This window comes from Janthinobacterium sp. PSPC3-1 (assembly GCF_049896105.1).
GTDB lineage: Bacteria > Pseudomonadota > Gammaproteobacteria > Burkholderiales > Burkholderiaceae_D > Janthinobacterium.
The window spans coordinates 121,980-145,270 of the sequence record NZ_JAFCTQ010000004.1 but is presented as its reverse complement, the minus strand read 5'-3'; the positions used below and the strand labels follow the sequence as shown (position 1 = coordinate 145,270).

Below are 23,291 nucleotides of genomic sequence, written 5' to 3'. Positions count from 1 at the left end.
CCTGATACATGGCACTCGATCCCTCCACCATCCTTATCCTCTCGACCGCGCTGGCCGCTGCCGCCGCGCTTTACCTGGCCGTGGAGTGGCGCAGCGTGCGCGAAAAATCGCTGCTGTTCTGGAGCGCGGGGTTCGCCGTCATCACCGTCGGCTGCACCCTGGCCCTGCTGCGCACCAGCGGCTACTTGCTGATCGGTATCTGGTTTGCCAACGGCTTGCTGATCGCCGCCCACTGGCTGTTCCTGGCTGGCGTCGCCAGGTTCACGGACACGCGCCTGTCGCGCGCGTGGTACCTGCTTGCCCTTGCCTGGCTGGCCGTGCTGCTGCTGCCCGACGCGGCGTGGTGGTCCAGGGTCATGTTCGTCATCCAGTCGCTGCTCATTGCAGGCGTCAGCCTGCGCGCCAGCTTCCTGCTGCGCCCCCATGGCGTTTCACTGAGTGTGGGCGCGGTGCAGCTGCGCTACGTCCTGCTGCTGCATGGCCTGTTTTACTTTGCCAAGGCCGCATCGATCGTTGCGCTCGATGCCTTCGTCGACCTGGCCGCCTTCCATGGCGAGGTGATCCGGATTTCGCTGGTGGAGGGCGCCATGGCGATCATGCTGATCGCCTTGTCCATGACCGGCACGGAGCGCCACCGCCGCGAAGAACGCATCGGGCAGCTGGCCGCGCGCGACCCGCTCACGGCGCTGTACAACCGCCGCGCCCTGGACCAGCGCGCGCCCGGCCTGCTGGCACAGGCCACGCCGCACAGTCCCGGTGCCTTGCTGCTGATCGATATCGACAACTTCAAGCAGGTCAACGACCTGCACGGCCACAGTGCCGGCGACAGATTGCTGGTGGCGCTGAGCGAAATGATCTGCAATACCTTGCCGCAGAGCGCCCTGGCCGCCAGGCTGGGTGGGGATGAGTTCGTGATCCTGCTGCGCGGCGCCAGCAGCGACAGCGTGGTCACGCTGGGGAATGCCTTGCGCGGCATGTTCGGACAGATGGCGCAGCAGGCGTTTGCCACGCCCAAGGCGGTGACCCTGAGCGTGGGCGCCACGCTGTTCGAGCAGCCGCCGGCAAGTTTATCCGCGCTGCTCGAACTGGGTGACGCCGCCTTGTACGCGTCCAAGCGCGAGGGGCGTGACAGCGTGCGAGTGGTGCGGGCCGCCTGATACCGGCCGGCGCCGCGAAATCAGGTAGACGCTGAAAAAGCGAAAGAACTGGCGCCAGCTGAAAGCAAGATAAATATCCTGCCAGAGGAAAAGCGCCGCACACAAAAGCACCCGAACGGCGGCGACGTGTTTGGCCACCATGGCACGCCGGCCATCGATCCGGCCAATTATCAGGCGAATTAGTCAGTTACTCGAAGAGATCGGCATGTGAGCCGGCACGTACAAAGATGATCAAACCAGGTTTTGCGGTGTCGTCCAGCTTGTAGAGCAGCAGATAGTCGCCCCCGATATGACATTCCCGGTGGCCCGCCCAGTTGCCAATGAGCGGATGATCGAGCCATTCCGCGCCGAGAGCGATATCATTTGCCACGAGCAGACATCGCTTCTTTCAAACGATGCATGTCATAGCGCCCAGCACGAGACAGACGTTCCCAGTCCTTCAGGAAAGACTTGGCATAGTCCGCCGCTCTTGGAAAAGGAGCTCGCTTACTGGCTGCTGGCTTTTTCGAGGTCATCAAACAGTTCAGAAGCAGTCGCAAAACGGGCACGCCGCGTGCCTGCAATCTCATCCGCTTCAGCCATGGCCGCACGTGTTTCCTCGTTCGGTACCTTGAGCGTGAATGGCATCTGTTTTTCTGCCACCACACGCATCAAAAAAACACGTACCGCATCTGAAACGGACAGACCCATGGCGTTCAATGCCTCGGTAGCATCTGCCTTGAGCTGCTCGTCCACGCGAACGTGGACCATTGTTGTCGTAGCCATCCTGGGTCTCCATTGCATGATTGAGATACCTTGTATCTCAAATTTTATATGCCGCAGTGATGGCGCGCCTCTGGCTCCAAGCCAGACTTATTCAAACTGCTTTCTGAACGCCTCGAACTGCGCCGCCAGGCCATCGAAATCGCTGCGCAGCTGCAGCACTTCCTGTTCCAGCTGGGCCACCCTGCTGCCCTGCTGCGGCGCGCTGACGGCGCCGGCGTAGCCTGCCGCCGTTTCGATCTGCGCCAGCGCTTCGGCGCCACCCAACAGGTGGCCGTAGCGCGGCTCTTTCGCGCCGGGGGCGACGGCCAGCTTGGCCACCAGCGGCGGGTATTTGTCGATCAGGAACTGCAGGCCGGATTCCACTTCGGCCACGGATTTGAACTCATGCACGCGGCCGCTGCGGCTGCGGATTTCGCCGGCCGTCTGCAGGCCGCGCAGCATCAGGATGGTGAGGATGGCAAGCTTGTCCTGTTCCAGCGACCATTTGATGCGCATGCGGTGTTCGTACTTGGCGACGCGCGCGCCGGCCTGGGTGATGCCGTTGACGAACTTGCGCTGCATCAGGCGCTGCAGCACGTCGTACACGGTTTCTTCGGACAGGGCCATCACGGGATCGCGGCTGGACAGCTGGTTGCAGCCGTTGGTCAGGGCGTTGAGCGACAGCGGATAGCTGTCCGGCGTCAGTGCTTCCTTTTCGGCCAGCACGGCCAGTACGCGGATCTCGAACGGGTCGAGCAGGTTGGGATTATCGGTGTTTGCTGCGCTTGCTTCAGTACTCATGCGTCATCCTCTTTCACTAGTCCACCAGCTTGTTCATCTGTTCCGTATCCAATTTATCACACTCGGGCACACCCTGGCAGCAAATGCCGGCCCGCTTCAGGGTCGCCAGGATGGTTTCGATGCGCTGCTCCTGCGCCACGGCGTGCGTGATCAGGCCCTGCAGCGCTTTCGACAGCGGATCGTCGCCGTTCGGCGTGACGCCATAGGCGGCGAACAGATGGGCGGTACTGCCTTCGCGCAGGGCGTTGAGGTCCTTCTGCACGATATGCGCCGGGTTGCCGACGGCCGTGGCGCCGGACGGCACGGGTTTGAGCAGCACCGCGTTCGAGCCGACCTTGGCGTAGGCGCCCACGGTGAAGCTGCCCAGCACCTGGGCGCCGGCGCCGACGATCACGCCGCGCTCCAGGGTGGGATGGCGCTTGCTGCCCGTGTGCAGCGAAGTGCCGCCCAGGGTCACGCCCTGGTAGATGGTGCAGTCGTCGCCGACCACCGCCGTCTCGCCGATCACCACGCCGAAGCCATGGTCGATAAAGACGCGCCGGCCGATCACGGCGCCGGGATGGATTTCGATGCCGGTGATGATGCGCGCGACATACGAGATAAAGCGGCCCAGCCACTTCATGCGCCGCAGCCAGCACCAGTGCGCCCAGCCGTGCATGACGATGGCGTGCAGGCCGGCATAACAGGTCAGCACCTCCCAGCCATTGCGGGCGGCCGGGTCACGTTCGATGATGCTGTTGATGTCTTCGCGCAGGTGGTGGAACATGGGACGTGGTTCTTAATCGGTGACAGGATGCAAATGGTAGCGTATTCGGCGGCGTGCTGCCGGAGAGGCAGATAAACAACCGCCGCCTCTAGGGCGGCGGCTGATCTTTTTTGGAAGCGCTACAAAACGTTCAGGGCAAGGCGCATTGCCGAAGACAGTACGAATAGTACGGCGAGGCAATGCAACGCCGCCATGGACGTTTTTCAGGCTTCCAGCGCGATACGCTGGCGACGTGCCTCGTAGAGACACACACCGGAGGCGACCGACACGTTCAAACTCTCGACCGAGCCGAACATCGGAATATTGACGAGGATGTCGCAAGTGTCGCGCGTCAAACGGCGCATGCCTTCGCCTTCGGAACCCATCACCAGCGCGGTCGGGCCGGTGAAGTCGGCTTCGTACAGGCCTTTTTCGCCATCGTCCGAGGTGCCGATCAGCCAGATGCCGCGCTCTTTCAGCTCGCGCATGGTGCGCGCCAGGTTCGTCACGGTGATATACGGAACGGTCTCGGCGGCGCCGCTGGCGACCTTGGCGGCGGTGGCGTTCAGGCCCACGGCGCGGTCTTTCGGCACGATCACGGCATGTGCGCCGACACCGTCGGCCACGCGCAAGCAGGCACCCAGGTTGTGCGGGTCGGTGATGCCGTCGAGGATCAACAGCAGCGGCGGGCCGTCGACGGCGTCCAGCAGTTCGTCCAAGTTACGCGCCAGCGACAGTTGCGAGGCAAACGCGATCACGCCCTGGTGGCGGCGGGTGCCGACGATCTTGTCCAGGCGCGCCGAATCGACGGGCATGACGCGCACGCCGGCTGCCTTGGCGGCGGCGATCATGTCCTTCATGCGGCCGTCGACGCGGCTGGCGTCGACAAAAATTTCTTCCACCGACGACGCTTCATGACGCAGGCGCGAGGTCACGGCGTGGAAGCCGAAAATCATTTTATTCTTCATGGTGTATCGTTTCTTCTATCGCTTCTTCTTGCTTGTTTTCGAACCAGTTCTTGCTGCGCGTGGCGCCGCCGCGGCAGGTGCCGCGACTGGGGTGTTGCTGGCGGACTTGCCGCGTTTCGGCTTGGCTGCGCCATTGCTGCCATTGGCGCCGCCGGCCTTGATTTCATGGCGCTGCTCGGTCGCGGGACCGGGCTTGACCATGGATTTCTTGTTACGCTTGCCACCGGCCAGCTTGTCCGACACTTCTTCGCCAGCCACTTCGCCTTCCGTCACCAGGCGCAGATCGATCTTGCGCGTTTCCAGGTCGACACGGGCGACCTGCACCGTCAGGCGGTCGGTCAATTGATAGCGCTTGCCGGTGCGTTCGCCGCGCAGTTCATGGCGCGCATCGTCGTACTGGAAGTAATCGGTACCCAGCTCGGTGACGTGCACCAGGCCTTCGACAAACAGGGTGTCCAGCTGCACGAACACGCCGAAGGTGGTCACGCCGGTGATGGTACCGGTAAATTCCTCGCCGAGCTTGTCTTGCATGAAATAGCACTTGAGCCAGGCTTCCACGTCGCGCGACGCTTCGTCGGCGCGGCGTTCGTTGGCGGAACAGTGCACACCCAAAGCATCCCAGATGGTCAGATCGGTCTTCTTCGGCTTGCCTTCGGCCTTGTCTTTCGCCTGCTGCTTGCGCGTGGCGTTCGACACGTTGGTGTTGAGCACGGTCTTGTCGGACAGTTTCGGCTCGTACTTCTTGCCTTGCAAGATAGCCTTGATGGCGCGGTGCGTCAGCAGGTCGGGATAGCGGCGGATCGGGCTGGTGAAGTGGGCATACGCTTCGTACGCCAGGCCGAAGTGGCCGATATTGTCCGGGCTGTAGACGGCCTGCTGCATCGAGCGCAGCAGCATGGTCTGCAGCAGAGCCGCGTCGGGACGCAGCTTGATCTGCCGCATCAGGGTCTGGTAATCGGTGGCTGTCGGCGTGTCGCCGCCGGTCAGGTTCAGGCCGACCTGCTTGAGGAAGGTGCGCACTTGCGTGAGCTTTTCCTTGGTCGGGCTGGCGTGGATGCGGTAGGTGCCCGGATGCTTGTGGCGCAGCAGCAAGTCCGCCGCACACACGTTGGCCGCCAGCATGCACTCTTCGATGATCTTGTGCGCCTCGTTGCGGGTGCGCGGGATGATCTTTTCGATCTTGCCGGCGCTGTTGCAGACGATATAGGTTTCGCTGGTCTCGAAATCGATGGCGCCACGCTCGCTGCGCGCTTTCAACAAGGCGCGGTAAACCAGTTCCAGGTTTTGCAGGTGCGGCAGGATATCGGCGCGGCGCGCGGCTTCGGGACCCTTGGTGTTGCCCAGTACGGCGGCCACTTCGTCATACGTCAGGCGCGCGGCGGAATGGATCACGGCCGGGTAGAACTGGTAGGCTTTCAGCTCGCCCTTCTCGCTGACGACGGCGTCGCACACCAGGGTCAAACGGTCGACCGCCGGGTTCAGCGAGCACAGGCCATTCGACAGTTTTTCCGGCAGCATCGGGATCACGCGGCGCGGGAAATAGACGGAGGTGCTGCGTTCGAGCGCGTCGGTGTCGAGCGCGTCGTTCGGTTTCACGTAATGGCTGACGTCGGCGATCGCCACGATCAGGCGGAAGCATTTGGTGCGGCCGATCTTGACCGGCTCGCAGTACACGGCATCGTCGAAGTCGCGTGCGTCTTCGCCATCGATGGTGACCAGCGGCACGTCGCGCAGGTCGACACGCTCTTTCAGGTCGGCGGCGCGCACTTCGAACGGCAGCTTTTCAGCTTGTTTGAGGGCAGCGGCGGAAAAGATATGCGGCACATTGAACTTGCGCACGGCGATTTCGATTTCCATGCCGGGGTCGTCCAGCGCGCCCAGCACTTCGACGATCTTGCCGACCGGCTGCTTGAAGCGCATCGGCTGCTCGGTCAGTTCAACGCTGACGATCTGGCCGGCTTTCGCCTTGCCGACCGAACCGGTGACCAGGATGTCCTGGCCGATGCGCTGGTCTTCCGGCGCCACCACCCAGGTGCCGTTTTCCTGGATCAGACGGCCGATCACATGGGTATTGGCGCGGTAGGTGACTTCCACGATCGTGCCTTCCGGGCGGCCGCGGCGGTCGGTGCCGACGATGCGGGCCATGACCTTGTCGCCATGCAGCACTTTCTGCATTTCCTTTTCAGGCAGGAACAGGTCGGCGCTGGCGTCGTCGGGTATCACGAAACCGAAACCGTCGCGGTGGCTGGTCACGCGACCGGCCACCAGCGCGCTCTGGTCGGCCAGGCTGAAGATGCCGCTGGCGTCAGACTTGAGCTGGCCGTCGCGCTCCATCGCCTTCAGGCGACGAACCAGGACATCCATGGAATCGGCATGCACTTGCAGCGTTTTCCCGAGTGACTGCGGATCGAGAGGCGCGTTGACGCTGCGGAATATGCCGAGAATGTCCTCCCGGCTGGGGATGGTGTGGGTATTTTGGCTCAAAAGTATTTCTATAGTTGTATTGACAGTGATCAAACGGAAAACAGGCCGATGACATCACCGTCAATTGACACGGTGATAGGCCGTAGTGTACCGGACGACGCCTTGGTTTGCCTAACAGACAGCGTACTGGAAACAGGCCTGCTCGCTCCTTGATGAAAATTTGTGGAAAAGCGCGCCAGGCATTTGACATCGGCAAATATTGCTCTATAATCCTTGTCTCTTGCAGCGAATCACCTTCAACGGTGGGGCGTTACAGGAAAGCGGTACAGGGTTGATGTGCAGTATGGAGCGAAAGCTCATCTGGCGCAAAACTCTTCAAGTCGCTATAATAGCAGAATTGGCAGGTATTACTTGTCAAGCAGCATCAGTGCCCACGTGGCGGAATTGGTAGACGCGCATGGTTCAGGTCCATGTGCCTTTGGGTGTGGGGGTTCGAGTCCCTCCGTGGGCACCATTACCGGATTCGCAAAAAGCCGCAAACTTTCACGAGTTTGCGGCTTTTTTCATTTCTTGCCGGCATATCCTGGCTGTCGGACTTTCTGACAATCCACGGCGTCGATCACCCTGTCCTCAACGCAAGTCCCTGATTATTAAAGACGAGCACGCTTTTTGCGTGGTGGTGGCATACCCCCTCACTCCGTGGAGCCACCATGAAAGCCCGTTCATTTTTCCTGTGCCTGGCCGCCAGCCTGCCCCTGACCTGCCTGGCCGCCCCCATCTTCAACCTGCAATACGTTCCCGGCACCTCGCTGCAGGCGCAGCAGGGCTTCCAGGCCGCCGCCGCGCAATGGTCGCGCGTGCTGAAAGACAACGTCACGATCGAACTGACGGTCGGCTTCAATTCGCTGGGCAACAGCATCCTGGGCCAGACCGGCTCCAGCGAAGCGTTCTACCGCTACGGCGACGTGCGCAACGCCTTGGCGCAGGACGTCACCTCGGCCTACGACAATCAGGCACTGGCGCATCTGCCCGGCGGCGGCGATTTCGGCGTACTGATCAACAATACGGCCAACAATCCGAACGGTCCCGGCAGCGCGGTGCCGTATATCGACAACAACGGCGACGACAATAATCAGTACCTGTACATGAGCAACGCGGAAGCCAAGGCGCTGGGCCTGGCACCACCGGGCCAGTCACTGCCCGGCTGCCTGGGCGACTGCGACGGCTTTATCCAGTTCAATAGCGACTTTACCTTCGATTTCGATCCCGGCAACGGCATCGCCGCCAACGCGATCGACTTTATCGGCGTCGCCATGCACGAGATCGGCCACGCGCTGGGATTCCTGAGCGGCGTCGATATTCTCGATTACAACTCGCCGCCGCTGGGCGGGCCATATGACGACATCGAATTTACCTATGTCTCGCCGCTGGACCTGTTCCGCTATTCCGATGACAGCACCGCGGCCGGCGTGATCGACTGGACGGCCGACAACCGCGACAAGTATTTTTCGCTCGATGGCGGCCTCACGCGCGGACCGCTGTTTGCCAACGGCGCCTACCACGGCGACGGCCGCCAGGCCAGCCACTGGCGCGACCAGCTCGGTCTGGGCATCATGGACCCGACCGTCGCCTATGGCGAACGGCTGGTGCTGAGCGCCAGCGACCTGATCGCCCTGGACGCCATCGGCTGGGACGTCAGCCTGTTCGCCGTGCCCGTGCCGGGCACCCTGCCCCTGCTGGGCCTGGGACTGGCGCTGATGGCCTTGCTGCGCCATAAAAACAGGCAGTTTTCATAGGGAAGGCGCTTTTTTCACGTGAAAACAGTCTTTCTTGAAGAAAACAGCAAATGTTGATTGACCGAATGCGCGCCAACCCTTATGATTTTGTCCGTCGCTGCAGAACACGCAGCGATGAGCAAGAAAGCAGCAAAGCAGCACAATGCCCACGTGGCGGAATTGGTAGACGCGCATGGTTCAGGTCCATGTGCCTTCGGGTGTGGGGGTTCGAGTCCCTCCGTGGGCACCAGCAACGGGCAGTTTTCGTTGTTATCCGCAGTAAAGCAGCAGAAGTAAGGTAATAGTAGTCGGTAGCACATATGCCCACGTGGCGGAATTGGTAGACGCGCATGGTTCAGGTCCATGTGCCTTCGGGTGTAGGGGTTCGAGTCCCTTCGTGGGCACCAGCAACGAGTGGTTGTCGTTGTTATCCGCAGTAAAGTAGCAAGGCAAGAGCAGTCAAGTAATAAAGTAATACAGCAGCATCAGTGCCCACGTGGCGGAATTGGTAGACGCGCATGGTTCAGGTCCATGTGCCTTCGGGTGTAGGGGTTCGAGTCCCTTCGTGGGCACCATTACCTAATTCGCAAAAAAGCCGCAGACTTTCATGAGTCTGCGGCTTTTTTCATTCTGCCGCCCCTTTTATTTCGCCAGCGCCGCCTTCACGGCATCGGCCAGGCTGGTGGTCGGACGCTGGATCAGGGTGCTCAGCTGCTTGCCATGCTCTTCCAGGCCGCCCTTGGCCGCGCCCGCGTCGGAATCGGCCAGCAGTTCGGCAAAGCCTTCCGGCACGCCCACGCTCACCAGCGCCGCCTTGAAATCCGCTTGCGGCAAGTCCTTGTACACGATGCTCTTGCCCGACTGGCGCGCCACTTCGGCCGCATAGTCGCTCAAGCTAAAACTGTCGTCGCCGGCCAGCTCGTAGATGGCTTGCGGCGCGGCGGCCGTCAGCACGGCGGCGGCCGCTTCAGCGTAATCACGGCGCGCGGCCGACGAGAAGCGGCCGTCCTGCGCCGCGCCCAGCACCACGCCGTGCTCCAGCACCGGGGCCAGGTGTTCCGTGTGATTTTCCAGGTACCAGCCATTGCGCAAAAAGCTGAACGGCAGGCCCGAGGCACGGATCGCCGCTTCGGTGATCACGTGTTCGGCCGCCAGGCCCAGCGGCGTGGTGTCGGCGCGCAAAACGCTGGTGTAGGCCAGCAATGCCACGCCGGCGCGCCTGGCCGCATCGATCACGTTCTGGTGCTGCTGGGCGCGCTGCCCCACTTCGCTCGACGAGATCAGCAGGATTTTGCGCGCGCCCTGGAACGCCGCGTCGAGGCTGGCGCCGTCGTTGTAGTCGGCCTGGCGTACCTGCACGCCTTGCGCGGCCAGGCCGGCGGCCTTGGCCGGATTGCGCACGGCGGCGATGATGGTGTTGGCGGGAACGGTTTTCAGCAGTGAGGCGATAACGTGCTGGCCCAGTTTGCCGGTGGCGCCGGTGATGACGATCATGATGAGTCCTTTGTTGTTGGGTGAGAACAATCTATAATAGCGCCACCACTTACGAAATGTAAGTACGTACCTTTTGGTAAGTATGAACATTTATTCTTTCAAGGTCACTACCATGTCCACAGACACTCCCGGCGCCAGCATGCGCGCCGCGCTCGCCAAACAGAACCAGGGCGCCCACCTGATGGCGGCCGCCTGCCCTTCGCGGGCCGTGCTCAGCCACCTGACCAGCCGCTGGGCGGTGCTGGTGCTGGTGCTGCTGCTGAGCGGCACCAGGCGCTTCAGCGAACTGCGCCGCGAAGTGGGCGGTGTCAGCGAAAAAATGCTGGCGCAAACCCTCGACGCCCTGTGCAGCGACGGCTTCGTGCTGCGCCAGGCCTATCTGGTGATACCGCCCAAGGTGGAATACAGCTTGACGCCGCTGGGACGCGAGGCGGCCGAACGGCTGGCCGTGCTGGTCGACTGGATCGAAGACAACTACCCGCGCATCGAACAGGCGCAGGCCGCGCCGGCGGACCTGGCCGCCTGACCTGCCGGATACCACTGCCGGATACTATTGCTTTTTGTTACCAGTCGAACATTTACAGTGAAGGGCCTTGATGTAATACTAGGCCCACGAACAGGCGTCATGATTGCGACACCATGAATCAGTTGATTTCCCCCACCGCCGACCGCGCCAGGGTCTTGCTGGTCAGCAGCGCCACCAGCGATATGCGCGAACTGCTGTATGTGCTGGACCGGCATAACCTGGGCACCGGCGTGGCCGGCGATATCGATGCCGGCGTGGAGCTGGCCGCCGGTGGCACCGACCTGATCCTGCTTGACGCGGCGCTGGCCGGCGCCAATATCGACGCCACCTGCCTGCGCCTGCGCAATGCCACCGAACGCCATGGCGTACCGCTGCTGCTGATGTCGTCCTCGCCCAGCGCCGAAGAACAGGGCCGCAGCGTGGGCGCCGGCGCCAGCGACTATATCAAGATGCCGTTCAATGCGCGCGACGTGGCCGAAAAAATCCTGATGGAACTGGCGCTGCACAAGACACATCAAAGTGACCCTGCCGCCGCGCCGCCGCGCCCCGTCCATCCGCAAACGCTGGAAGTCAATTACCACTCGATCCTGGCCGGCTCGCCCGATGCGGTGCTGCTGTTCGACATCGACAATGCCCTGCTGATCGACGCCAATCACCTGGCCGAAAAGCTGTTCGGCATGCCCCAAGCGACCCTGCTGCAAGGCGGCATCGAGCGCGTCTTTCCCGGCCGGCAGGCGGACGGCCGGGCCTCGACCCAGCTGCTGCAGGAAAAAATGCACGATACGCTGCAAGGCAAGATCGTGGTCTTCCGCGCCGAGTGCTGCCACCGCGACGGCCACGCCATCGCCTGCGAAATCCGGCTCATGCGCTTGTCGGTACCGGGCCGCCAGCTGGTGCACGCGCGCATCATCGACCTGACCGAGCGCAACCTGGCCGAAGCGCTGCGCGCCGGCCAGAACGCGCTGCTGGAAATGATCGCCAAGGGCGCGCCGCTGGTGCCCACCCTGGAGCGCCTGCTGCTGCTGATCGAAGGCCAGTCGCGCGGCGTGTATTGTTCCGTCATGCTGCTCGACGAAGATGGGCAGCACATGCACAGCGTGGCCGCCCCCAGCCTGCCGCGCGAGTACATGGACCTGCTCGAAGGCGTGCGGATCGGCGCCGGCGTCGGCTCCTGCGGCACCGCCATGTTCCTCGGCGAGGCGGTGGTCGTCAGCGATATCGAACACGATCCGCTGTGGGCGCCCTACCGCGGCATGGCCGCCGCGTTCGGCCTGCGCGCCTGCTGGTCGCAGCCGATCTTCGGCCAGGACGACACGGTACTCGGTTCGTTCGCCATGTATTACCGCGAAGTGCGCAGCCCGGTGCCGCAGGAACTGGTGCTGATCGACGTGGCGGCCGACCTGGCCGGCATCGCGATCGCCCGCATGCGCCACGAGCAGGAACTGCAGCGCCACCGCGCCCACCTGGAAGACCTGGTGGCCAAGCGCACGGCGGCGCTGACCCTGGCCAAGGAACAGTCGGAACAGGCCAACCGCGAACTGGCGGCGGCCCTCGAACACTTGTCGATTACCCGGGATGAACTGGTGCGGCGCGACAAGCTGGCGGCCCTCGGTGCGCTGGTGGCCGGCATCGCCCATGAACTCAATACGCCGATCGGCAACGGCCTGGTGGTGGCCACCACCATGGCCGAACGCACGCAGGCCCTGCAAGCCGGCCTGCAGGACGGCTTGCGCCGCTCGGAACTGGAAACCTATCTGGCGCAGGCCGGCGAAGCGGACGCCATCGTGCTGCGCAACCTGCAGCGCGCGGCCGACCTGGTGTCGAGCTTCAAGCAGATCGCCGTCGACCGCGCCAGCTCGCAGCGCCGCCACTTCCTGCTGCGCCAGTTCATCGCCGAACTGATGCTGCCGCTGTCGGCCACGTTGAAGGGCGCCGGCCATGTCCTGAGCCAGGACGTGGCGCCGGAGCTGGCGATGGACAGCTACCCCGGCCCGCTGGGCCAGGTGCTGAGCAACCTGGTGGAAAACTGCGTGCGCCACGCTTTCGAAGGGCGCAGCGGCGGCGCGATCGGCATCACGGCGCGCGCCAGCGCCGACGAGAAAACCATCAGCATCGCGATTGCCGACAATGGCGCGGGGATTGCCGCCGGCGACCTGGCGCGCATCTACGACCCTTTCTTTACCACCCGGCTCGGCTCGGGCGGCTCGGGCCTGGGCCTGCACGTGGCGCACAATATCGTCACCGGCGTGCTCGGTGGCCATATCGAGGCGGCCAGCAGCGAGGCCGGCACCACGTTTACCTTGCACCTGCCGGTCGTCGCGCCGCAGGCCGGCGCCTTCACTGGAGAACAAGATGAAGCAGCTGATCGCCGCTAGCCTGCTGGCCGCCTGCACCGCCGCATGGGCCGCACCGGCGCCCTGGTACAAATGGCGCAGCAAGGTCGATGGCACCCTGTCGTGCGCGCAATCGACCCTGGGCTTCGGCTGGGAACTGGCCTCGGGACCGTACAAAGATAGCCGTTGCGAAAAACCGGCGCTTGTTAAATAATGGGGCACAACAACACGGGGCAACCGGCTTGACAGCAAGCGATGGCAATGCAGTGCCGAAGAGTATTGGAAGATAAAAACGTATCTATTCAAACCGAGGAGACCACATGTTTACCAATCCCGAACAATTCGCATCGGCCACCAAGGCCCTGTTCGAATTCCAGCTGATGACCTTCAACACCCTCACCACCAAGGCGGTGCAGGGTGTGGAGCAAGTACTGGCCTTGAACATGGCCACCGCCAAATCCGGCATGGAAGACAGCATCGCGGCCGGCAAGGAAATCAGCCAGGCCAGGGATCCGAAAGCGGCCATGGCCGCCGCCGCCGCCCAGCTGCAGCCCGGCGTGGCCGGCGCCAAGGCCTACAAGCAGCAGCTCGATGAAATCATCAAGGACATCCACACCGAGTTCACCACCGCCGCCGAAGCCCATGTGGCCGAAGCCAAAAGCAACTTGAGCGCCCTGATCTACGACGTGACGAAAAACGTGCCGCCCGGTTCGGAAAACGCCGTCGCCATCGTCAAGGCCGCCATCGACAACGCCTTCCTCGGCTACGAGCAAGTGACCAAGGCCACCAGACAGGCCGTGAAAACCGTGGAAGAGCAGATCGCCAAGGCCTCGGCGCAGGTCGCGCAGGCGTCGGACAAGGCGACGGCGGGCGTGCAGGAAGCGGTGGACAAGGCGGCGCCCAAAGCCGCCAGGAAAAAGTAGGTCGGATCAGGCCGCAGGCCGTAATCCGACACCACCCCAGTCCTTGCCAACAATGTTGTCGGATTACGCGGCGTTCCGCCGCTAATCCGACCTCCCCACAATTACCGGCACGATCCGGTACACACACCGTCTCCCCCCTTCCAGCAGATACTCGCTGCGCTCCACCATACAATCGTCGCCCAGCACGCGCTGGAAGATCGCCAGTTCCGAACGGCAGAATTTCTGGCACGCCGTTGCCGCCGCGCAGATCGGGCAATGGTTTTCCACCAGCAGCACGCTGCCGTCCGGCTGTGCCTTGCTGTCGGCCATATAGCCTTCGCCATCGCGCGCCATGGCCAGGCTGGCCACGCGGTCCGACAGCTGCGCGCCGTCATCGATCAGCGCGCGGTAGGCCGCTACGCTGCCCGCCTCGCGCGCGGCGATCAGTTTATCCAGTCCCTCGTCGCCGAACAGCTGGCGCACCTGGCTGATCAGTTCCAGGGTCAGGTCGGCGTGGCGGTCGGGAAAGCGCGCATGGCCGGCGTCCGTCAGCGACCAGCGCCGTGACGGCCGCCCCACCTTGTCGGCCACGTCCTCGAAAGTCACCAGGCCTTTGCCACGCGCCGCTTCGAGCTGGCGCCGCGCGCCCATCGAGGTCACATCGAGCAAGACCGCCAGTTGCTGCGCCGTTTGCGAGCCGCGCATTTTCAGCAGGAACAGCGTCTGTTCCGAGGTGGCCACAGTGGCGCTCATGCCGCCGCCTTCAGCTCCGGCGCATCGGTGGCGTTCAAATGCCGGCGCCAGCCATGCATGCGCCAGGCCGACCAGGCCGCGCACAAGGCGCCCACCACCAGCACCAGCCGCGTGTCAATCAGGATCAGCAGCGAGCCACCCAGTGCGACGATGATATTGGCGATGCAAAAGGTGGTCGACAGCAAGCCCATCACGGCGCCCTGGCCGTGCGCGCTGAAACGCTCGGCGCACCAGCCTTGCAGCACCGTGTTGTACAGCGCGTTGGGAATGCCGAACAGCACGATGGCGGCAATGCCGACCCAGATATTGCCCATCGCCAGGATGGCGATCGCCAGCGCCACGGCGCAGGCATACCAGCCGGCGCGCAGCAGCGGCGCATGGCGGCTGGGGCCGCCCGCCAGCAAGGAGGTGATGGTCATGGTGCCGCACAGGCCCACGTTCACCCAGGCGATCGCCTGCGCATCGTAGTGGGCCGTTTCAACCAGCCACAGCGGATAAAACTCATAAAAACTGGCCACGCCGCAGGTCAGTGCCAGTTGCACGATGAACAGGGTGCGCAGCTCTTCGTGGCGCAGCAGATTGAGCGAATGGCGGTCGCGCGCCACCTGCCACCACGAAGTCGTGAGCAAGGATGGCGTTTCGCGCGGCAAGCCGACCGCCACCAGCACGGCCACCAGCATCAGCGCGCCGGCGGCGATCCAGAACGGCACCGTCACGCCCCACGCCAGGGTAGCGCCGGCCAGGATCGGCCCCACCAGCCAGCCCAGGTAAAAAGCGCCGTTCAGCCACGACATGGCGCGCAGGCGCAGCGGCCCCTGCAACTGGTCGGCCAGCATGGCGCGCGCCACGGCGCCATTGCCTTCGAGCAGGCCGGTGATAAAGCGCGCGACAATAAACAGCGGGTAGGACTGGATCACCAGGGCCCAGGCCGTGATCGCATGGCCGATGGCGGCGCCGACGGCGGTGCGCATCAGCAAAGGACGGCGGCCATAGCGGTCCGACAGCGGCCCCAGCAAGGCCGAGCCGATCAGCAGGCCCAGCGGATTGATGGTCAGCGCCAGGCCGAACAGCAACTTGGACGGCAGCCCCATGAAGTTATTGAAGGCATTCGGCGCCTCGGCCGCGAACAGCGGTGGCAAGATCGGATACGGCAAGGAGGCGCCGATGGTGGACAGCAGGGCCAGCAGGCAGGCGGCGGTGATCAGGATGACATTTTTCATATGCAGAATATACCGGGCGACTTGCAATAAGTAAACAAATTTGATTATTTATCAGTTCCCGCGCAACGCCTGGCGCACCCGCAGGGGAAATCGCTGGGCAAGCGGGCCGACACGGTTTAAACTGTATATAAACACAGTAAAACCATATCCAAGTAACATCAAAGAGCCTGCCTGCCCCATCATGTTGAGAGTCCTGGACAATCCCTTGTACTATCTGGAGAACTTCCAGGGCGTGCTGAACTGGATCAGCGAGCGCTATGCCGATCTGCTGAGCGTTGAAGAAACGCAGTTCATCGCGCAGTTCGCGCAACTGCCGCAAGCGTCGCGCGCGCTGTTCGTGCGCCTGGTGATGCGCAAGGGTTGTCTGTTTCGCGCCAGCAAACTCAACTACGCTGAAATCGGCGACACGCGCAGCGCCGCCCTGCCCCTGCTGGCCACCGGCTGGGTGGTGGCGGACCCGGCCATCGATATCGCCACCCTGTTCGAGCTGCTGCTGAAACCCGAACTGCAGCAGGTATTCCTGCTCGCCGGCCCCTTGAAAGCGGCGCGCAAGACGGAACAGCTGGACGCATTGCGCGAGCAACATCCGGGCGAACAGCCGTTTTCCGCCTGGTATCCGGCCTCGAACGACGTGCTGTACAGCATATGCAACCAGCCCCTGTGCGACCGGCTGCGCCTGATTTATTTCGGCAACTACCACCAGGACTGGTCGGAATTCGTGTTGTCCGACCTGGGCGTGTATCAATATGAAAAAGTGGAGTTTTCGCTGGCCTCGCGCGGCTTTCGCACGCGCCAGGATATCGCCCACTACGAAGTGCTGCATCAGTGCCGCGAGCGCTTCAACGACGAGGCCGCGCCCGCCGCCCCCGACGAGGTGCTGCGGGAACTGGCGGCGCTGGCGCCCGTGAGCGACAACGCCTGGCTGGCCAGCCGCCGCGACAAATTGCAATTCCAGATCGCCCAGCAGCTGGAAAAATCGCAGGACTGGCCCGCCGCCTACCGCGCCTACGCCGACTGCCGCTATCCGGGCGCGCGCGGCCGCGCCATTCGCGTACTGGAAAAGGATGAACAGCCGGGCGCCGCCTACGAGCGATTGTCGATCGCCCTGCAGGCGCCCGAAAGCGAGGCCGAGCGCCAGTTGCTGCTGCGCATGGCGCCCCGCTTGCGGCGCAAACTGGGCCACGCGAAACAGGCCGCCACGCCAGCCGCGCCGGTCGAGCGCCTCGATCTGCTGCTGCCCTTCCCGCAAGAAAGCTGCCACGTGGAAGGCGTGGTGCTGCAGCACTTGACGCAGCAGGACGCACCCGTCTATTACGTGGAAAACACCCTGATCAATTCCCTGTTTGGCCTGTTGTGCTGGCACACGATTTTCAAGGCGATCCCGGGCGCCTTTTTCCACCCGTTCCACCGCGGCCCGGCCGACCTGCACAGCGCCGACTTCCATGCGCGCCGCCTGGACGACTTTGCGGCCTGCCTGGCGCAGCTCGACAATGGCGACTACCGCGCCAGCATGCGCGCCACCCATGCCGCCAAGGCCGGCATCGTGTCGCCGTTTGTCAGCTGGCAGGTGCTCGACAGCGAATTGCTGGAGCTGGCCCTGGCCTGCATCCCGGCCACCCATCTGAAAAAGGCGTTTGAACGCATCTTGCTCGACATAAAAAGCAACCGCACGGGATTTCCCGACCTGATCCAGTTCTGGCCGGCCGAACAGCGTTATCGCATGATCGAAGTGAAAGGCCCGGGCGACCGCCTGCAGGACAACCAGCAGCGCTGGATCGCGTATTGCGCCCAGCACGCGATGCCGGTGACCGTGTGCTACCTGCAATGGTCGCAGGCGGTGGCGGCGTGAAGCGATACACCATTGCCGTGCGCGCCCTGTGCGAATTTACCGCGAAAGTCGGCGACCTGGACCTGCGCTTCACGCCCTCGCCCACGGCGCAGGAGGGCATCGCCGGCCACGCCACCGTGACCGGCCGGCGCGACGATGATTACCAGCGCGAAATCAGCCTGGCCGGCGACTTCGGCCCGCTGCATGTGCGCGGCCGCGCCGACGGCTACGATCCGGCCCGCCGCCAGCTGGAAGAAATCAAGACCTATCGGGGCGACCTGTCCACCATGCCGGCCAACCACCGCCAGCTGCACTGGGCGCAGGCGCGCATCTATGGCTATTTGCTGTGCCAGCAACTGAACCTGCCCATGCTGCGCGTGGCGCTGGTGTATTTCGATATCGCCAGCCAGAAGGAAACCATCCTGCACGAGGAATGCACGGCGGAAGCGCTGCGCATCTTTTTCGAACAGCACTGCACCCTGTTTATCGACTGGGCCGAGCAGGAACTGACCCACCGCGACAGCCGCGACCGGCAACTGGCGGCGATGGCGTTTCCCCATGCCGACTTTCGCCCGGGCCAGCGCCAGCTGGCCGTAGCCATGTACAAGGCCAGCAACCGCGGCTGCTGCCTGCTGGCGCAAGCGCCCACCGGCATCGGCAAGACGGTGGGCAGCCTGTTTCCCATGCTCAAAGCCACGGCAGCGCATGGCCTCGACAAATTGTTTTTCCTGGCAGCCAAGGTACCGGGCCGGCAGATGGCGCTCGACGCCTGCGCCATCCTGAAAAACAGCGCGCCACTGCTGCCGCTGCGGGTGCTGGAACTGAGCGCGAAAAGCAGCGCCTGCGAGCACCCGGACAAAGCCTGCCATGGCGAATCGTGCCCGCTGGCGCGCGGCTTCTACGACCGCCTGCCGCTGGCGCGCGAAGTGGCGCTGGCAAGCGGCCTGATACTCGACAAGGAAGCCGTGCGCGCCATCGCCCTGCAGCAGGGCGTGTGTCCCTACTACCTGGGCATGGAACTGGCACGCTGGAGCGATGTCGTGATCGGCGACTACAATTATTATTTCGACCTCAGCGCCATGCTGTACGGCATGACCCTGGCGCATGACTGGAAGGTCAATGTGCTGGTCGACGAAGCGCACAATATGGTGTCGCGCGCGCGCGGCATGTACACGGCCGAGCTTGAACATATCCAGCTGAAGGGCTTGCGCAAGTTCGCGCCCGAACCGTTGAAAAAACCGCTGGACCGGCTCAACCGCCAGTGGAACGCGCTGCTCAAGGAACAAGGCGAAGACTACCTGGTGCATGCGGCCCTGCCCGACAAATTCTTCGGCGCCCTGCAGGGCGTGGCCACCGCCATCGGCGACTACATGGCGGAGCATGCGGCCTCACTCGATGAAGATTTGCAGCGTTTTTATTTCGACGTGCTGCTGATCAACCGCCTGGCGGAGAGTTTCGGCGACCATTCGCTGTTTGACGTCAGCAAGACGGCCAGCGGCTCGACCATCTGCATCCGCAATATCGTGCCGGCGCCGTTTTTGAAACCCCGCTTCGAGGCCAGCCACAGCACGGCCCTGTTCTCCGCCACCTTGAGCCCGTGGAATTACTACAACGACACACTCGGCATGCCGGCTGGTACGGCCTGGGTCGACGTCGACTCGCCTTTCCTGGCCGAGCAGCTGGCCGTGCGCGTGGCTGACAATATTTCCACGCGCTACCAGCACCGCGCCGCCTCCCTGCTGCCCATCGTCCAGCTGATGGCAAAACAGTATGCGGAAACGCCGGGCAACTACCTGGCGTTTTTCAGCAGCTTCGACTACATGGAAAAGACGGCCACCCTGTTTGCCCAGCATTTTCCGGACGTGCCCACCTGGCAGCAGCCGCGCCGCATGGACGATACGGCGCGCACGCAGTTCCTGGGGCGCTTCGGACTGGAAACGCGCGGCATTGGCTTTGCCGTGCTCGGTGGCGCCTTTGGCGAAGGCATCGACTTGCCGGGCGCGCGCCTGATCGGCGCCTTTATCGCCACCCTGGGCCTGCCGCAGATCAACCCGGTCAATGAACAGATACGCCAGCGCATGGGCGACATCTTTGGCGCCGGCTACGACTATACGTATCTGTACCCGGGCATGCAAAAAGTGGTGCAGGCGGCCGGCCGCGTGATCCGCACGCAGACCGACAAGGGCGTGGTCTACCTGATCGACGACCGCTTTGCGCGGCCCGAAGTACGCCAGTTGCTGCCCACCTGGTGGGAGGTGCGGATCGAGCCGCGAGCTAGCCTTCCAATATCTTGAGCTTTTGATAGCCTGACTTGCTGACCGGAATACGCGTGCCGTCGTTGAGGATGGCCACATGGCTGTCCCTGGTCGCCGGTTCGATGCGGCTGATGACCTCGATATTGAGCAGGTAGGACCGGTGCACGCGCAGGAACCTTGCGGGGTCGAGCTGGGCTTCCAGCTCGCTCAGGCGCTGGCTTTTCAGCCAGTGCTTGCCGTCGGCGCAGATGCTGACGTAGTCATCCTGCGCCTCGACATAGGCAATGCTGGCGGCCGGGATCACATGCACCGTGGCACCATCGCGCGTCAAGATGCGCGACAGGGGCGCGGCCCGTGTCGCGGCTTCGTGCACCACTGCTTGCAAGGCCGCCGCCGGCGCAAGGTGACTGCGCGCATGGGCCAGGGCCTGCTCGAAGCGCTGCTCGCTGTACGGTTTCAGCAAGTAATCGAGCGCATGGCATTCGAAGGCCTTGAGCGCATACTGGTCGTAGGCGGTGACAAAGATCAAACGGGTTTTCGCACCGATCAGCTCGGCGACTTCGAAACCGTCCAGGCGCGGCATCTGTATGTCGAGAAACACCAGCTCCGGCGCCAGCTCGGCGATGGCTTTCACCGCTTCAAATCCATTCGCGCATTCGGCCACGATCTCGATATCGTCATGGCGCGCCAGGTATTCGCGTAATACGGCACGCGCCAGCATTTCATCGTCGACGATGGCCACCCGCATCTTGCTTTGCATTTACGCTTCCTCCGTGGAACCGGTCTGTGCCGGCATTGATATATTTACTTCAAAACCGCCGTCCTGGCGCGCCCAGTGCACGCTGGCTTCATGGCCGTAGGCGCCCAGCAGGCGCTGGCGTACATTGTCCAGCCCGACGCCATTGCCGCGCGGCGACAGTTGCTCGTGGTCGACAGGGTTGCGCACCTGTATCCGCAGCAGGCTGCCCACGCGCCGCGCGTCAACCACGATCACGCCGCCCTCGGTCAGGCCGCAGATGCCATGCTTGACGGCATTTTCCACCAGCGGCTGTATCAGCATGGGCGGCAACAAACAGTCCAGCGCAGCGTCATCGATGGCCTCCTCCACTTGCAGGCGCTGGCCGAAGCGCACCTGCTCGATCGCCAGGAAATGACGGATCAGTACCAGTTCCTGCGCCACCGTGATGTGCTTGTGCGCTTCCAGGCTCAGGCTTTGCCGGAAGAAACTGGCCAGTTCCACCGTCATGGTGCGCGCGCCCGCCGGATTGATGGAGGTCAGCGCGCTGATCGAGTTCAGGCTGTTGAACAGAAAATGCGGATCGATCTGGGTGCGCAGCATGCGCAGCTGGGCTTGCTGCGCCATCAGCTGCGCTTCCAGCCCGCGCTGCTCGGCCGTCTTGGCGCGCACGAATTCGAGCAGCAGATAATGCACGGCGCCGGCCAGGCAATACAGCAATACGCCGAGACCAAAAAACAGCCACAGCAAAGCCGGGTTCAGGGACACGCCCAGCCACGGTACTTCCGGCAGCAGGCTGAGGCTGTTGATGAATTGCAGCAGGGTTGCCCACAACAAGCCGGCAAACAGGGCCGCCACCCCCATCACGCCCAGGATGGCGGCCGGATGGCGGCCATTGAGCGGATAGGCGCGGCACAGGTAAAAGGTGGAAAAGCCCGTGCCGATGGCGTACACCAGGGTGGCCGGCACCACCAGCAGCACGGCGTTGATCCAGCGCACCGGCGCCGCGCGCGACAGCACGAAGGCCAGCGCCAGGCCCAGCGCCAGGCATACCAGGAACGCCACCACGGCGGCGCGCCGTCTCGACAGGGCTGCGGTCATCCGGCGCCCTGGCCTAGTTGCGGATTTCCAGGCCGCCCATGATGGCGTAGCCGCTCACATACAGGCGCTTGTGCTGGTGTGGCGGCACGATGGTTTTTTCTTCGAAGCCGCCGAGGATGGGCGTGCCTTGCAGGATCACGCTCCAGTCGGGCGGCACCTTGATGGTGATGCCGCCACACAGGGCGAACACATTGAGCACGGCTTCGCCTTCGATCGAGGCCTGGCGCAGGTCGATCTCGCAGCCGGCCATGATCACATTGATGTCGCCGCCGCGGAAACGCTGCGACGACACGCGCCGCACGAAGCCGCCCAGGATGGCGGACACTTCGATGATGCTGTCGTCATCCGCTTGTCCGCTGGCATCGGGCGCCGCCTTGTCCAGCGATACGGCGCCATTGCGGGCCTGGCCGAACGAGTCAGGCTGTGCCGGGCTTTCCTGGCGTGCGGCAAATCGCCGGCGCTGCTGGCGCTGGCGTGTGCCGGGCAGCGACTTGGTCACCACGGCAATACCGATGCCGATGATCACGAGCGGCCACAGCATGTTCCAGCTGATATAGAACAGGCCCATGGCGCGGAAGGTCCAGGTCACGCCCAGCAAGACCATCACGCCGCCCAGCACATAGCCGGAGCGGGTACGGCTTTGCGAGATTTTCAGCAGGCCGAAGATGATCAGGATGGTGGGCCAGAAACGGAAGGTATAGCGCACGCTGATGAAGCCGAGGTTATCGAGCAGGAACACCAGGCCCAGGCCGATCACCAGCACGCCCAGGATGATCTGCGATGGCGAATCGAGTGGCGGTTTATTTTTCATGTTCGGACTCCCGGTAAGCCATGAAGTGTTTGTTCAGCAAGGGTTCGAGCACCATGCCCGCGCCCCAGGCGATCAGCAGGGCGGGCCAGCTGTTGTAGAAACTCAGGTTCCACAGTTCTTCGTACGACACATACCACCAGGCGGCGAAAAAAATCAGCCACAGGCCACTCAAGACCTGCTTGGCCGAGACCGGCGCCACCAGCTTGTTGATGCCGAAAAGCACCATGATCACCGGCCAATAGTGCCATAGCTGGCGATAGTCGCGCAGATAGATGATGTCGAGCCGGTCGAGCAGGAAGACGGCGCCGACCACGATCAGCAGCACGCCCCACAGCAGCTGGCTGCGGCGCCAATAAGCTTGTTCAGATTTCACGATGCCCCCTGGTTGTTGGTTGATCGTAAAGATACGCGGTGGCGCGAAAAAAGGAAACGCCTGTTCGGCGAATGGCGGACGGGGATCGGTGAATGGCGCAGAAGACAAAAAAAAGGCCGGCTGAGCCGGCCCTGAAGGGGTCATTCAAAACAGACGCCGGAGAAAGCGATATCAGGCGTGGCGTCTGATCACAACATCCACGCGCTGGAAACTGGTGCCGATCCTTGAGGCGACCGGCTGACCTGCTGGAAGATCGAACATGCCGCCAACCTCACGGCAGTGCGCCTCAACCAAAGCGTAGCCATCTTAACCGCCATCTCCGCCATTCACCGTTCGCCAGCGCAC

General features: G+C 63.2%; 21 protein-coding genes and 4 tRNA genes. 12 read left to right on the top strand and 13 right to left on the bottom strand.

Going from position 1 to position 23,291, the window contains the following annotated elements; genetic code table 11:
- The first annotated feature begins 8 nt into the window (after positions 1-8).
- Positions 9-1,157, top strand: a complete 1,149-nt coding sequence (locus tag ACP7B7_RS06835) for a GGDEF domain-containing protein (protein ID WP_308922059.1) — start codon at positions 9-11, stop codon at positions 1,155-1,157.
- 187 nt (positions 1,158-1,344) lie between these two features.
- On the opposite strand, the gene ACP7B7_RS06830 is transcribed toward ACP7B7_RS06835, so the two are convergent.
- The 6 genes from ACP7B7_RS06830 to rnr form a co-directional block, all read right to left on the bottom strand.
- Positions 1,345-1,527: a type II toxin-antitoxin system YafQ family toxin gene (locus ACP7B7_RS06830; RefSeq protein ID WP_308922060.1), complete on the bottom strand. Its 183-nt coding sequence runs from the start codon at positions 1,525-1,527 to the stop codon at positions 1,345-1,347.
- A gap of 116 nt (positions 1,528-1,643) precedes the next feature.
- Positions 1,644-1,922, bottom strand: coding sequence for a type II toxin-antitoxin system RelB/DinJ family antitoxin (locus ACP7B7_RS06825; RefSeq protein WP_308922061.1), 279 nt, complete (start codon positions 1,920-1,922; stop codon positions 1,644-1,646).
- Between the two features lie 87 nt (positions 1,923-2,009).
- Positions 2,010-2,702: a YceH family protein gene (locus tag ACP7B7_RS06820; RefSeq protein WP_308922062.1), complete on the bottom strand. Its 693-nt coding sequence runs from the start codon at positions 2,700-2,702 to the stop codon at positions 2,010-2,012.
- A 16-nt stretch (positions 2,703-2,718) separates the two neighbouring features.
- Positions 2,719-3,468, bottom strand: coding sequence for a serine O-acetyltransferase (gene cysE / locus ACP7B7_RS06815; protein WP_426076138.1), 750 nt, complete (start codon positions 3,466-3,468; stop codon positions 2,719-2,721).
- A gap of 203 nt (positions 3,469-3,671) precedes the next feature.
- Positions 3,672-4,415 (bottom strand): 23S rRNA (guanosine(2251)-2'-O)-methyltransferase RlmB, encoded by a 744-nt coding sequence (gene rlmB, locus ACP7B7_RS06810; RefSeq protein ID WP_308922064.1) that lies wholly within the window; start codon positions 4,413-4,415, stop codon positions 3,672-3,674.
- Positions 4,416-4,430: 15 nt separating this feature from the next.
- Positions 4,431-6,899 carry a ribonuclease R gene (rnr, locus tag ACP7B7_RS06805; RefSeq protein WP_426076137.1) on the bottom strand — a complete coding sequence of 823 codons (2,469 nt, stop codon included), beginning with the start codon at positions 6,897-6,899 and terminating at the stop codon, positions 4,431-4,433.
- Positions 6,900-7,268: 369 nt separating this feature from the next.
- Between rnr and ACP7B7_RS06800 the strand changes: the two genes are divergently transcribed.
- The 5 genes from ACP7B7_RS06800 to ACP7B7_RS06780 all read left to right on the top strand — a co-directional run bounded on the left by ACP7B7_RS06800 (position 7,269) and on the right by ACP7B7_RS06780 (position 9,189).
- A tRNA-Leu gene (locus ACP7B7_RS06800) sits at positions 7,269-7,353 on the top strand.
- Between the two features lie 196 nt (positions 7,354-7,549).
- Positions 7,550-8,635, top strand: coding sequence for an NF038122 family metalloprotease (locus ACP7B7_RS06795; RefSeq protein ID WP_426076136.1), 1,086 nt, complete (start codon positions 7,550-7,552; stop codon positions 8,633-8,635).
- 144 nt (positions 8,636-8,779) lie between these two features.
- Positions 8,780-8,864: transfer RNA gene (locus tag ACP7B7_RS06790), tRNA-Leu, on the top strand.
- Between the two features lie 72 nt (positions 8,865-8,936).
- A tRNA-Leu gene (locus ACP7B7_RS06785) sits at positions 8,937-9,021 on the top strand.
- A gap of 83 nt (positions 9,022-9,104) precedes the next feature.
- A tRNA-Leu gene (locus tag ACP7B7_RS06780) sits at positions 9,105-9,189 on the top strand.
- A 67-nt stretch (positions 9,190-9,256) separates the two neighbouring features.
- Here the strand turns inward: ACP7B7_RS06780 and ACP7B7_RS06775 are convergent.
- Positions 9,257-10,108: an SDR family oxidoreductase gene (locus ACP7B7_RS06775; protein ID WP_426076135.1), complete on the bottom strand. Its 852-nt coding sequence runs from the start codon at positions 10,106-10,108 to the stop codon at positions 9,257-9,259.
- Positions 10,109-10,220: 112 nt separating this feature from the next.
- On the opposite strand from ACP7B7_RS06775, the gene ACP7B7_RS06770 reads away from it, so the two are divergent.
- The 4 genes from ACP7B7_RS06770 (at position 10,221) to phaP (ending at position 13,890) form a co-directional block, all read left to right on the top strand.
- Positions 10,221-10,634, top strand: coding sequence for a winged helix-turn-helix transcriptional regulator (locus ACP7B7_RS06770; protein WP_426076134.1), 414 nt, complete (start codon positions 10,221-10,223; stop codon positions 10,632-10,634).
- A 113-nt stretch (positions 10,635-10,747) separates the two neighbouring features.
- Entirely contained in the window at positions 10,748-13,009 is a 2,262-nt protein-coding gene (locus ACP7B7_RS06765; protein WP_426076133.1) for an ATP-binding protein, read from the top strand.
- Entirely contained in the window at positions 12,987-13,181 is a 195-nt protein-coding gene (locus tag ACP7B7_RS06760) for a hypothetical protein (protein ID WP_308922070.1), read from the top strand. Before ACP7B7_RS06765 ends, ACP7B7_RS06760 begins: the two co-directional genes overlap by 23 nt.
- A 106-nt stretch (positions 13,182-13,287) precedes the next feature.
- A complete protein-coding gene (gene phaP, locus ACP7B7_RS06755) occupies positions 13,288-13,890 on the top strand; it encodes a TIGR01841 family phasin (protein WP_426076132.1) in 603 nt (200 codons plus the stop codon).
- Between the two features lie 81 nt (positions 13,891-13,971).
- Here phaP and ACP7B7_RS06750 read toward each other — a convergent pair whose 3' ends face one another.
- Both ACP7B7_RS06750 and ACP7B7_RS06745 read right to left on the bottom strand, forming a co-directional pair.
- Positions 13,972-14,622 (bottom strand): helix-turn-helix transcriptional regulator, encoded by a 651-nt coding sequence (locus tag ACP7B7_RS06750; protein WP_426076131.1) that lies wholly within the window; start codon positions 14,620-14,622, stop codon positions 13,972-13,974.
- Positions 14,619-15,842 (bottom strand): MFS transporter, encoded by a 1,224-nt coding sequence (locus ACP7B7_RS06745; protein WP_426076130.1) that lies wholly within the window; start codon positions 15,840-15,842, stop codon positions 14,619-14,621. The genes ACP7B7_RS06750 and ACP7B7_RS06745 overlap by 4 nt, the downstream gene beginning before the upstream one ends.
- A gap of 181 nt (positions 15,843-16,023) precedes the next feature.
- Between ACP7B7_RS06745 and ACP7B7_RS06740 the strand changes: the two genes are divergently transcribed.
- Together ACP7B7_RS06740 and ACP7B7_RS06735 are read left to right on the top strand one after the other, a co-directional pair.
- The gene (locus tag ACP7B7_RS06740) at positions 16,024-17,691 is read left to right on the top strand and encodes a VRR-NUC domain-containing protein (RefSeq protein ID WP_308922074.1); all 1,668 of its coding nucleotides are present in this window, start codon (positions 16,024-16,026) and stop codon (positions 17,689-17,691) included.
- Positions 17,667-19,964, top strand: coding sequence for a helicase C-terminal domain-containing protein (locus tag ACP7B7_RS06735; protein ID WP_426076129.1), 2,298 nt, complete (start codon positions 17,667-17,669; stop codon positions 19,962-19,964). Before ACP7B7_RS06740 ends, ACP7B7_RS06735 begins: the two co-directional genes overlap by 25 nt.
- Here the strand turns inward: ACP7B7_RS06735 and ACP7B7_RS06730 are convergent.
- Genes ACP7B7_RS06730 through ACP7B7_RS06715 form a run of 4 tightly spaced genes read right to left on the bottom strand, consistent with a single transcriptional unit; the run spans position 19,945 to position 22,946 of the window.
- The gene (locus ACP7B7_RS06730) at positions 19,945-20,673 is read right to left on the bottom strand and encodes a LytR/AlgR family response regulator transcription factor (RefSeq protein WP_426076216.1); all 729 of its coding nucleotides are present in this window, start codon (positions 20,671-20,673) and stop codon (positions 19,945-19,947) included. The two genes, ACP7B7_RS06735 and ACP7B7_RS06730, sit on opposite strands and share 20 nt — an antisense overlap.
- 12 nt (positions 20,674-20,685) lie before the next feature.
- Entirely contained in the window at positions 20,686-21,762 is a 1,077-nt protein-coding gene (locus ACP7B7_RS06725; RefSeq protein WP_426076128.1) for a sensor histidine kinase, read from the bottom strand.
- Positions 21,763-21,775: 13 nt separating this feature from the next.
- Positions 21,776-22,573, bottom strand: coding sequence for a LiaI-LiaF-like domain-containing protein (locus tag ACP7B7_RS06720; RefSeq protein WP_308922077.1), 798 nt, complete (start codon positions 22,571-22,573; stop codon positions 21,776-21,778).
- A complete protein-coding gene (locus ACP7B7_RS06715; protein ID WP_426076127.1) occupies positions 22,563-22,946 on the bottom strand; it encodes a LiaI-LiaF-like domain-containing protein in 384 nt (127 codons plus the stop codon). Before ACP7B7_RS06715 ends, ACP7B7_RS06720 begins: the two co-directional genes overlap by 11 nt.
- Positions 22,947-23,291 lie beyond the last annotated feature (345 nt).